This is a genomic window from Caballeronia sp. PC1, from assembly GCF_021353155.1.
GTDB lineage: Bacteria > Pseudomonadota > Gammaproteobacteria > Burkholderiales > Burkholderiaceae > Caballeronia > Caballeronia cordobensis.
Genome location: NZ_JAJUBH010000002.1, coordinates 1,659,880 through 1,671,180, shown reverse-complemented (window position 1 = coordinate 1,671,180; position 11,301 = coordinate 1,659,880). Strand labels below are relative to the sequence as shown.

The 11,301-nt window shown below is 66.0% G+C and carries 10 protein-coding genes; 9 read left to right on the top strand and 1 reads right to left on the bottom strand.

All coding sequences use genetic code 11. From position 1 onward, the window contains the following. Positions 1–58 precede the first annotated feature (58 nt). The 3 genes from LY284_RS23685 to LY284_RS23675 all read left to right on the top strand — a co-directional run bounded on the left by LY284_RS23685 (position 59) and on the right by LY284_RS23675 (position 2,848). Positions 59–844: a 3-hydroxybutyrate dehydrogenase gene (locus LY284_RS23685; protein WP_045452611.1), complete on the top strand. Its 786-nt coding sequence runs from the start codon at positions 59–61 to the stop codon at positions 842–844. Positions 845–997: 153 nt separating this feature from the next. Further along, the gene (locus tag LY284_RS23680) at positions 998–2,560 is read left to right on the top strand and encodes a PAS domain-containing methyl-accepting chemotaxis protein (RefSeq protein ID WP_233388155.1); all 1,563 of its coding nucleotides are present in this window, start codon (positions 998–1,000) and stop codon (positions 2,558–2,560) included. A gap of 54 nt (positions 2,561–2,614) precedes the next feature. Beyond that, positions 2,615–2,848, top strand: coding sequence for a hypothetical protein (locus LY284_RS23675; RefSeq protein ID WP_014251597.1), 234 nt, complete (start codon positions 2,615–2,617; stop codon positions 2,846–2,848). A gap of 7 nt (positions 2,849–2,855) precedes the next feature. Here the strand turns inward: LY284_RS23675 and LY284_RS23670 are convergent, their stop codons facing one another. Further along, on the bottom strand, positions 2,856–4,859 hold the full coding sequence (locus LY284_RS23670; RefSeq protein WP_233388154.1) for an AI-2E family transporter: 2,004 nt from the start codon (positions 4,857–4,859) through the stop codon (positions 2,856–2,858). Between the two features lie 275 nt (positions 4,860–5,134). On the opposite strand from LY284_RS23670, the gene LY284_RS23665 reads away from it, so the two are divergent. The 6 genes from LY284_RS23665 (at position 5,135) to zwf (ending at position 11,288) form a co-directional block, all read left to right on the top strand. After that, positions 5,135–5,317: a DUF1289 domain-containing protein gene (locus tag LY284_RS23665; RefSeq protein ID WP_014251595.1), complete on the top strand. Its 183-nt coding sequence runs from the start codon at positions 5,135–5,137 to the stop codon at positions 5,315–5,317. A gap of 108 nt (positions 5,318–5,425) precedes the next feature. Then, a complete protein-coding gene (locus LY284_RS23660) occupies positions 5,426–5,728 on the top strand; it encodes a hypothetical protein (RefSeq protein ID WP_233388153.1) in 303 nt (100 codons plus the stop codon). Between the two features lie 171 nt (positions 5,729–5,899). Beyond that, the gene (locus LY284_RS23655; protein WP_045452600.1) at positions 5,900–6,520 is read left to right on the top strand and encodes a glutathione S-transferase family protein; all 621 of its coding nucleotides are present in this window, start codon (positions 5,900–5,902) and stop codon (positions 6,518–6,520) included. A gap of 72 nt (positions 6,521–6,592) precedes the next feature. Then, a complete protein-coding gene (locus tag LY284_RS23650; protein WP_233388152.1) occupies positions 6,593–8,680 on the top strand; it encodes a pyridoxamine 5'-phosphate oxidase family protein in 2,088 nt (695 codons plus the stop codon). Between the two features lie 67 nt (positions 8,681–8,747). Beyond that, positions 8,748–9,647 carry a LysR family transcriptional regulator gene (locus LY284_RS23645; RefSeq protein ID WP_233388151.1) on the top strand — a complete coding sequence of 300 codons (900 nt, stop codon included), beginning with the start codon at positions 8,748–8,750 and terminating at the stop codon, positions 9,645–9,647. Between the two features lie 165 nt (positions 9,648–9,812). Beyond that, positions 9,813–11,288 carry a glucose-6-phosphate dehydrogenase gene (gene zwf, locus LY284_RS23640; protein ID WP_014251590.1) on the top strand — a complete coding sequence of 492 codons (1,476 nt, stop codon included), beginning with the start codon at positions 9,813–9,815 and terminating at the stop codon, positions 11,286–11,288. Positions 11,289–11,301: the final 13 nt, after the last annotated feature.

The following is an 11,301-nucleotide window of genomic DNA, read 5'->3' as shown; positions in this document are numbered from 1 at the left end:
CCCCACGGCAATCCAAACTCCCGCAGTAAGAAAAAACCAAACCCAAAGGAAACAACCCATGACCTCAAATAAATCCCTCGCAGGCAAGACGGCGCTAGTCACCGGCTCCACAAGCGGCATCGGCCTCGGCATCGCCACCGCGCTGGCGCAAAACGGCGCGAACCTCGTCCTCAACGGCTTCGGCGACATCGACGGCGCACTGAAGCAAATCGAGGCAACCGGCGTGAAAGCCGTGCATCACCCCGCCGACATGACGAAGCCGCAAGAAATCGAAGCGATGATCGCCTTCGCGAACGAGCAGTTCGGTGGCGTCGATATCCTCGTGAACAACGCCGGCATCCAGCATGTCGCCACCATCGAGGAATTCCCCGTCGATCGCTGGGACGCGATCATCGCCATCAATCTGAGCTCGGCCTTCCACACGATGCGCGTCGCGCTGCCGCAAATGCGCGCGCGCAACTGGGGCCGCGTGATCAATATCGCCTCGGTGCACGGGCTCGTCGGCTCCGCGGGCAAGTCGGCTTACGTCGCCGCGAAGCACGGCATTCTCGGCCTCACCAAAGTCGCCGCGCTCGAAAACGCGCGCAGCGGCGTCACCATCAACGCAATCTGCCCGGGCTTCGTGCTCACGCCGCTCGTGCAGAAGCAAATCGACGATCTCGCCGCACGCGACTCGCTCTCGCCCGACGCGGCGCGCACGAAGCTGCTCGGCGACAAGCAGCCCTCCGCTCAGTTCGTGACGGCGCAGCAGATCGGCGACATGGCCGTGTTCCTGTGCTCCGACGCCGCAAGCGAAATGCGCGGCTCGGCGCTGCAGATCGACGGCGGCTGGAGCGCGCAGTAACGAGAGCCCCGCTTTATCGGCGACAAACCGCCGCACTTGAGCGTTTCACTCGGATTCCCTTAAAGAACGTGGGGCCTTTAGCCGTTATGTCCTTGTAATCAGACGCGCGCCGCCTCGCCGAGCGGCGCGCGAATCGAAGAAGAAAAGGACATCATGCGCAACAACCAGCCCGTCACCCAGCAAGAGTTCGATTACCCCGCCTCGGAGATGCTCGTCTCCGCCACCGATCTCTCCGGCAACATCCAGTACTGCAACCCGGCCTTCGTGTCGGTGTCCGGCTTCTCGCGCGACGAGCTCATCGGGCAGCCGCACAACGTCATCCGCCATCCCGACATGCCGCGCGAAGCCTTCGCCGATCTATGGGCGACCGTGCGCGCCGGCCGCTCGTGGACCGCGCTCGTCAAGAACCGCCGCAAGAACGGCGACCACTACTGGGTGCGCGCGAACGTGACGCCGGTCATGGAACACGGCAAGGCGGTCGGTTATCTGTCGGTGCGCGTGAAGCCGACGCGCGATGAAGTCCGCGACGCCACCGCGCTCTACGCACGGATGAACGCGGGCGATGCCTCGCACACGCTCGTGCGCGGCGCGCTGGTGAAAAACGGCATCGCGGGCAAACTCGCCGCGCTCGCGCATCTGCCGGTGAGCGTGCGTCTTGGCTTGGGCTTCGCCGCCGTGCCCGCCGCCATGCTGATCGCGGCGCTCGCCGGCTGGCGCGGCGCGCCGCCGCTGCCCTTCTGGTGCGCGCTCGGCGTCAGCGCTGTCGTGAGCATCGCGGGATGGCTCGCGCTGTCGCGTCAGGTCGATGCGCCCGTGCGCTCGATGTCCGGCTTCGCCGCGCGCATGGCGGCCGGCGATCTGACCGTCGATATGCCCGCCATCGTCCGTCGCGACGATCTCGGCGACGTGCAGCGCGCGCTCGCCCAACTGAAGGCGAATCTCGCGGCGATCGTCTTCGACGTGCGCGGCCAGATCGGCGGCATGCTCGACGCCGCCAACGAAATTTCGAGCGGCAACACGGATCTGTCGCGCCGCACCGAGATGCAGGCGGCATCGCTCGAACAGACCGCCGCGACGATGGACCAGCTCACCACGACCGTGCAAGGCAACGCCGACGCCACCGTGCGCGCGCTCGAACTCGTGAAGGAAGCGCAGGCCGCGGCCGACGACGGCGGGCGCATCGCGAGCCAGGTCGAGCAGACGATGGCGGGCATCACGGCGGCGTCGCGGCGCATCGCGGATATCACCGACGTCATCGACGGCATCGCGTTCCAGACCAACATCCTCGCGCTGAATGCCGCCGTCGAGGCGGCGCGCGCGGGCGAGGCGGGCCGCTCGTTCGCGGTGGTCGCGACCGAAGTGCGAAACCTCGCGCAGCGCTGCGCGGCATCGGCGAAGGAAATCGAAGGCGTCGTGGCGACGAGCGTCGCGCAGATCGCGGAAGGCACGAGCCTCGTCTCGCGCACGACCAGCCAGATGCGCGCGATCGACGAAGCCGTGCACCGCGTATCGGCAATCATCATGGAAGTCGCGAAGGCGAGCGGCGAGCAGGCCGACGGCATCGCGCAGGTGAACCAGGCGGTCGCGCATCTGGACGACTCGACCCAGCAGAACGCCGCGCTCGTCGAGCAGGCCGCCGCCACCGCCAAGCGTCTCGCGGAACGCGCCGAGGTGCTTGACGAGGCCGTGCGGCTTTTCACGGTGGCGAAGGCTTAAGGATCGGCGCAGCGCTTGGTACTATCGGAGCATTCACAACGAGGAGTGTCTCCGATGACCGCTGAGAACAATCGCACGGAAGAAGCGCGAGCGATGGAACGTATCGTCAACGCGACGCGCCAGGTTCAGTCCGCCTTTCTCGCGCTGCAGACGCACTTTCCGCCCGAAGGCGACGGCCGCCCGTCGCAGATGGCGCTGCAAACCTTCGACGCCGCGCTGCAGGAACTCGAAGACGCCCAGGCCGCCTTCGACACCATGCTCAACGATCTGTTCGACGGCAACCGCTGAACGCGGCTCAGGCGAAGGGCCGCTCGGCGGCGACGTCCTCGCTCGGGCCGCTCAGCGCCGCCGCGCCGTCCTTGTCGTTCAGGCCCGCCCACGGCACGCCGTCGGTGGACTGCCGGCGCGCGGCGGCCACGCATGCTTCGACCAGTTCCCGGAACGACACCGCCGCCGAGCTCGTGCGCACGAGCGTTTCTCCCTGCAGCGGGCTTTCCGGAAACACCAGTCCGACGATCAGTTCCGCCGACGGCGCCCGCTGATGCAGCCGCCGCAGCAGATTGCGCAGATACGGCGGCGACTCGGCCGCATCGAACGACACGACGCAGATGATCGACACGCCCGCGAGGTCCACCTCGCCGAAGCGTCCGCGCGAGAAGCGCTCGTAGCCCGCGAGATCCGCGTGCAGGCCATGTTTGCGGAATAGCTGCACGGCGATGGTCGCGGCGAGATCGTCCAGTTCGCTGCGGCCCGCGATGCACAGCACCGACGCCGTGTGCCCTTCCTTTTCGGCGTCGAAGCGTGCGGGCGGCAGTTCGTGCGCCACGCCTCGCCCTTCGTCCGGCGACTCGAAGCTCGCGGGCAATTCCTCTTTCGGCGCGATCGTGACAACCGTGTCTTCCGCGTCCTCCAGTCCTTCGATGATATCGAGCGCGGACTCGTTGATGCGCCGCAACTGATCCGCTGTCACGACGCCGCGCAGCACGTCGTTGTGGGCGTAGCGCAAGCCTTCGAGCGCAACTTCGTCGTAATAGGCGATGAGCGAGCGCTCTTTCAACAGGGTCTCCGCCTGCACGAGCGCTTCGTCGGGATCGTTCGCGAGCAGGCGCTGATAGAAGTTTTCCGCGGGCGTGAGCGCTGGCCGGTCGCCGAACAGCACATCGAGAAATTCGAGCCGATCGACATGACGGCCGAGAATCACGAGGCACAGCGTAAGCGGCGTCGACAGCACGAGGCCGATCGGCCCCCAGATCCAGCTCCAGAAGATCGCCGCGACGATCACCGCGAACGGCGACAGTCCCGTGCTGTGCCCGTACAGCAGCGGCTCGACGACCTGTCCCGCGATGATGTCGGTCGCGCCGAAGAGCACGATGGTCCACACGAACATCGCCCAGCCGGGTCCGACCGCCGCCGCGAACACGACCGCGACGATCGCGGCAATCCATGTCCCGACATACGGCACGAAGCGCAGGAGCGCGGTCATCACGCCGAACAGCAGCGCGCCCGGCACACCGATGATCGCGAGACCGACCGCGATCACGATGCCCACGCCCACGTTGATGCCGAGCTGCGCGAGGAAATACCGCGACAGGCGGCGCGCGGCTTCGTCCATCGCGGTGGTCGCGCGATGCAGGTCGCGCGAGCCGAACAGCCGGATCAGCCGGTCGCGCAGATCCTCGCGCTGCAAAAGAATGAACACCGCGACCACGAGCACGATGCCCGTCGTTTCCAGCGGGCTGATGACCGGCGACAAGAATCGTTGCGCGAGTTCGAGCGGCGTCGGCGTCGGCTCGTGCACTTCGACGGGCATCGGCTGATCGATCGGCGACGCGGCCGGGTTGTCCTCGTTCTTCGGCTCCTGCTCGCGCGCCGGCGACAGGCGTTTGAGCGCGCGCGAGGCGCGGCCGAGAAACTCGTCGGCGCGGCCGACCGTCATCTTCTGCACGGTGTCGATCTTGCGCTCGACCGCGACCTGATATTTCGGCAGATCGCCGGCGAGTTGCGCGACCTGCGCGCCGATCAGCGCGCCGACCGCGGTCAGCACCGACAGCGCGACGACCACCGCGACGATCACCGACGGCACCTGGCCGAAGCGCAGACGCCGCAGGAAATCGACGAACGGCGCGAGCAGAAAGCTCAGCAGAATCGCAAGGATGATCGGAATCATCACCGCGCGGCCGAAATACAGCGCGCAGATGACGACGACGCCCGTCACCAGCGACGCCAGCGCGCGCACGTTGGGCGCGTCGGGCGGCAGGATCTTCGCGGGTGGCCGGCGCGGCCCGGGTGCTTGCGGCATGAGTGACGGCTCGCTTGTTGGAGTGACGGCTGCGGCGCCCGGCGGGTGCGGAGGCAACACGCATCAAGCAAGGCGCGTGCCGCCGGGCGCGCGCCGGCGCCGCAAAGGTGAGTCGGTTCGGGACCCGAATTCTACTGCAACTGGTGCAATGGTGAGGCAATACGGGAGTGGCGCGGGACTTGCGCCGCGCTCTATCGAAATGATCGAAACAATCAGTTGGATGCGCACACAAAGCGCGTGCGACATTGACGCAACCGCAACGCACGGAACCCATCATGGCAGTCGATTCGCCCTGCATCAGCATCTGCAAGTTCGACGAGAAGACCGGTTTTTGCATCGGCTGTCTGCGCACTAAGGACGAATGCAAGCAGTGGAAGAAGATGAAGGACAAACATCGCGTGCGCATCATCGACGACCGGTCCGCGCGCAAGGCGAAGCTCAAGAAGCACAAGAAGTAAGCGCGGCGAAAGGACAAACGCTGGACTGGTCGGCAACAGGGTGATAGCGCCTGGAACGGCGCGCGCGCACTACACTGAACGCCTCATCGGCTTTCCACGGAGTCAGCCATGAAACTGACGACCGCCGCCCTCTTCCTCGCCGCTTCCTTCGCCGCACCCGCCGCTTTCGCGCAACTGCATCCGAGCGCGGAAACCGACATGTACGCGCCGCAGAACAGCACGAAACTCATGCCGAACGCGCCGCTCGGCAGTCAGTATCCAACCCACGGCAATGCGCAGGCCGGCGAACTCAATCTGAATCCGAGCGATCCACGCGCGCAACTCGTCAATGGCCTGCCGAACAACGCGAACAGCGGCGGATACGGCTCGCCGCTCGCGGGCAACAAGGCGAACGTGCCTCGCGGCGAATGAGTTGAAACGTGAGTCGAAGTGTGAGTCAAAGCGGCAAAGTGCCCTCACCGTTCTCGTTACGAGAACAGTGATTTGAATTTCCCTGGTATTCCGCTTCCCCAGGCAAAAACCCATACTGGTTTCACGGCGCGGGACTTCCCCGCCCGACACGACCAACCAAGGGAACTTGCCATGAAGCTCTACTACCATCCGCTGTCCGGGCATGCCCACCGCGCGCGTCTTTTCCTCAACCTGCTGTCGATCGCTCATGAAGACGTCTTCGTCGATCTCGCCGCCGCCGCGCACAAGACGCCCGAGTATCTCAAGCTGAACAGCTTCGGCCAGGTTCCCGTGCTCGTGGATGGCGACACCGTGATCGCCGATTCGAACGCGATCCTCGTCTATATCGCGAAGAAAGCAGGCGCTTCGCAATGGCTGCCCGAAGCGCCCGCGCAAGCCGCGGCCGTGCAGCGCTGGCTCTCCGTCGCGGCAGGGCAGATCGCGTTCGGCCCGGGCGCGGCGCGGCTCATCACCGTGTTCGGCGCGAAGTTCAACGCGGATGAAGTCATCGCCCGCGCGCACGCCGTGCTCAAGGTGATCGACGCGGAACTCGCGAACCGCGCATGGATCGCCGATACCGGCAACGCCCATCCGACCATCGCGGATATCGCGCTCTACAGCTATATCTCGAGCGCCCCCGAAGGCAACGTCGATCTAGCGGCCTACGCGAACGTGAACGCGTGGCTCGCGCGCGTCGAAGCGCTGCCTGGCTTCGTTCCGTTCCAAAAGACGGCCGCGGGTCTCGCGGCGTAAAGTGAGCGCGGCGGCGGCGCGTTAGTGTCCGCGTTCGCCCGAGCCGCGCCCGAACCGAAGAGGCATACGATCATGTCCGCTTCAGCGCTTCCCCATGCCGCCACGGCCACCGCGCCTTCGCCGTGGCATCGCGGTGAAATCGAAATTCAGAAGGCCTTCGGCGCATTCGAGCGCATGGACGGCGCCGGGCGGCGCTTCGTGCGGGATCACATGCCGGACCAGCATCGGCAGTTCTTCGCGCAGTTGCCGTTCATCGTGGCCGGTTCCGTCGATGAGCACGGCGATGCGTGGGCGACGCTGCTCGCAGGACATCCCGGCTTCATGCAGACGCCCGACGCGAGGACGCTGTCGATGACCCTCACGCGCGATCCGCTCGATCCCGCCGACGAGGGCATGCACGACGGCGCACCGATCGGGCTGCTCGGCATCGAACTGCACACGCGCCGCCGCAACCGCATGAACGGCGTGATTCGCCGCGACGGTGCGAACGCCGCATTCCACGTGGCCGTCGAGCAGAGTTTCGGCAACTGCCCGCAATACATTCAATTGCGCGATTTCGAGTTCGTGCGCGATCCGGCCGCGCCCTCGCCCGTTGCGCCGCTCGCGCTCGACGCGCTCTCTTCCCGCGCGAAGGCGATGATCGCGGGCGCGGATGCGTTCTTCGTCGCGTCGTATTTCGATCGCGAGGACGGGCATCGGCAAGTGGACGTATCGCATCGCGGCGGCAAGCCGGGCTTCGTGCGCCTTTCCGACGACGGCTCGCTCACCATTCCCGATTTCGCGGGCAATCTCTTCTTCAACACGCTCGGCAACATTCTCGTCAATGGCCGCGCGGGACTGGTGTTCACGGACTTCGAAACGGGCGATCTCCTGCAACTCGCGGGCGACGCCGAAGTGCTGCTCGATTCGCCCGAAATCGCCGCGTTTCAGGGCGCGGAAAGGCTGTGGCGCTTCACGCCGCGCCGCATCGTGTATCGCGCTCAGGCGTTGCCGTTGCGATGGAAGGCGCGTGCGGAAGGCGCGTCGCCGAATTCGCTGATGACGGGCGACTGGCAGCAGGTCGCCGAACGCCTGAAGGCCGTCGCGCTCGCCAACGCGTGGCGCGCGTTCCGCGTGAGCAAGACCGTCGACGAGAGCGACGCGATCCGCTCGTTTTATCTCGAACCGGCCGACGGCGCGGGCATCGTGCCGCACCAGGCGGGGCAACATCTGCCGATCCGCGTGATGCTGCCGGGCGAGACGAAGCCGGCCATACGCACCTACACGCTGTCGGTGGCGCCGTCGGACGGCGTGTACCGGATCAGCGTGAAGCGCGACGGCCGCGTGTCCGCGCATCTGCACGACACGCTGAAAGCGGGCGACGTCATCGAGGCGCGCGCGCCCGCGGGCGACTTCACGATCGATCCACGGGAGCCGCGTCCCGCCGTGCTGATGGCGGCGGGCGTCGGCATCACGCCGATGCTGGCGATGCTGCGGCACATCGTCTACGAAGGCCTGAGGAAGCGGCGCGTACGGCCGGTGTGGATGATCGTGTCTGCGCATTCGCTCGCGAGCCGCGCGTTCGCACAGGAAATCGATGCGCTTGCGCAAAGCGCGGGCGGCGCCGTGAACGTGATTCGCGTGCTCAGCGACACGAACGGCGCACAGCTCGACCGCGACTACGACGTTTCAGGGCGCATCGATATCGACCTGCTGACGAGCCGCCTGCCGTTCAGCGACTACGACTTTTATCTGTGCGGGCCGGGCGCGTTCATGCAGACGATCTACGACGGCCTGCGCGGACTCAATGTCGCCGATACGCGCATTCATGCCGAAGCGTTCGGGCCATCGGCGCTCAAGCGCACGGCGGATCGCGGCGCGGACGTGAAGCCCATGCGTCCCGCCGCCACCGCGCCCGTGAAGGTCGAATTCCTGAAGTCGGGCACGGATGCGCAGTGGAAGCCGGGCGGCGGCACGCTGCTGGAACTGGCAGAAGAAAGCGGCCTGTCGCCGGAGTTCAACTGCCGCGGGGGCACGTGCGGAACATGCAGGACGCGCATCGTCGAGGGCGCGGTGTCGTATGAGAGCGAGCCGGCTTTCCATGTGGACGACGGCGAAGCGCTGATCTGCTGCGCGGTGCCTGCCGCCGACTCGGAAGGAGCCTTGCGACTCGATCTCTAGATTGTGTCGAACGCGCCGATCCCCGACAATGCACGGCATCTTTTCAGCGGATGCCCGGCGCGCTCACATGGACCGATTACAGGCAATGACGACCTTCGTCACGGTGGTCGAAACGGGCGGCTTCGCCTCGGCCGCGCGCAAGCTCGACGTGTCGCCGTCGGTCGTGAGCCGCGTCGTGACGGAGCTCGAAGAGCATCTCGGCGTGCGCCTGCTCACGCGCACGACGCGCGTCGTGCGCCTCACCGACGCCGGCAGCGGCTATTTCGAGGACTGCCGCCGCATTCTCGGCGAAGTCGATATTGCCGAGCTGTCCGCGACGGGCACGCACTCGTCGCCGCGCGGCCTGCTCTCGATCACCGCGCCGGTGATGTTCGGCCGCCTGCACGTCACGCCGATCGTGCTGGACTATCTCAAACGCTATCCGGAAACCGATGCGAACTGCTGGTTCGTCGATCGCGTCGTGAATCTCGTCGATGAAGGCATCGACGTTGCGGTGCGCATCGCGCAACTGCCCGATTCATCGTTGCAGGCGATCAATGTCGGGCGCGTGCGGCGCGTGCTGTGCGCATCGCCCGCGTATCTGGAGAAGCACGGCATGCCGCGCCATCCGGATGACCTCGCGAACCATGCCGTGATCGCGTCCACGGGTTCTTCGACGCCGACGGAGTGGCGTCTTCACGACGGCGAGCGGCAAATCCCCGTGCGCGCGCATGCGCGCTTCACGACGACCACCAACGATTCGGCCATCGCCGCCGCGCTCGCCGATTTCGGCATCGCGCGGCTGATGTCGTATCAGGTCGCGCAGGACGTGTGCGAAGGGCGTCTCGTCATCGTGCTGCCGGAGTTCGAGCCGCCGCCCTTGCCGATTCATCTCGTGCATCGCGAGGGACGCCACGTCGCGCAGAAGGTGCGCGCGTTCCTCGATCTCGCCGTGGCCACGCTGCGCGCGGACGCGTCGCTGCGCTGATGCCTGCGCCTTGCGCGTGACAATTCGTCTGTCATCGGCGAATCGAACGCCCGTTAGCACGCCCGCCGTGCAAAATGCGGCCAAAACATGCAACATAGCTGTCTCGAACGATCGCACCGATCGGCGCGCTTTCGGCTTTCCCGAACCCTAACCGGCTCACGCACCATGACGAAACCAACTTCTCCCTCGAACGAACGCCCGCTCGACATGATCATCTTCGGCGGCGGCGGAGACCTGGCCGCGCGCAAGCTGCTGCCGGCGCTCTACATGGCGCACACCCACTGCAACCTGCCCGCCGACACGCGCATTCTCGCGATCGGCCGCAAGGACTGGTCGCGCGAGGACTACCTGAAGAACTTCATGGAAGAGCAGGCGCGTCCGTTCATCGAAGGCAAGGTCTTCGATGCGCAGTCGTGGGACAAATTCCTCGCGCTCTTCGACTACGTGCGCATCGACGTCGAGAACCCGTCGGACTTCCAGCGTCTCGCGCAGGCCGTGCGGCCGGGCTCGCAGCGCGTGCTGTATCTGTCGACGTCGCCGGAACTGTTCGTGACCATCTGCGACAACCTCGACAACGCGGGCATTCTCGATGAACACGCGCGCGTCGTGCTGGAAAAGCCGCTCGGCCACGATCTGGCTTCCGCGGTCGCGATCAACGACGCGGTCGGCAAGCACTTCAAGGAAGAGCAGATTTATCGCATCGACCATTATCTCGGCAAGGAAACGGTGCAGAACCTGATGGTGCTGCGCTTCGGCAACGCGATCTTCGGGCCGCTATGGCAGGCGCCGTATATCAAGAGCGTGCAGATCACGGTGTCGGAGACGGTCGGCGTGGGCAGCCGCGCGGGCTTCTACGATCACACCGGCGCATTGCGCGACATGGTGCAGAACCACTTGCTTCAACTGCTGTGCATCGTCGCGATGGAGCCGCCCGTTTCGCTCGATCCGGACGCCGTGCGCGACGAAAAGCTCAAGGTGCTGAAGTCGCTGCGCCCGATGTCCGTCGCCGATATCGCGCGCGACACCGTGCGCGGCCAGTACACGGCGGGCGCGGTGGGCGGCGAGGCGGTGAAGGGTTATCTGGAGGAGCCGAACGTGCCCGCGGACAGCCGCGCGGAAACCTTCGTCGCGTTGCGCGCGCATATCAACAACTGGCGCTGGGCCAACGTGCCGTTCTTCCTGCGCACGGGCAAGCGCATGCAGAATCGCCGCTCGGAGATCGTCATCGACTTCGCGGATCTGCCGTTCTCGATCATCCCCGATGGTCCGCGTCACTACGGCAACCGGCTCACGATCACGTTGCAGCCGGAAGAATCGATCCAGTTGCAGATGATGGCGAAGGAGCCGGGCAGCGGCATGCACATGCAGCCCGTGACGCTCAATCTCGATCTCCAGCAAGCCATGACGCAGCGGCGTGCCGAGGCGTACGAGCGTTTGCTGATCGATGTGATTCGCGGCCGCCTCACGCACTTCATGCGGCGCGACGAGTTGGAAGCGGCCTGGACGTGGGTCGAGCCGATTCTCAATGGCTGGAAGGAACTCGGCGACCGGCCGCGCGGTTATACGGCGGGAACGTTCGGCCCGGCGGCGTCGAGCGCGTTGATGGCGCGGGAAAATCAGGCCTGGGCGGAAGAGGCCTGACGCGCCGACCTTC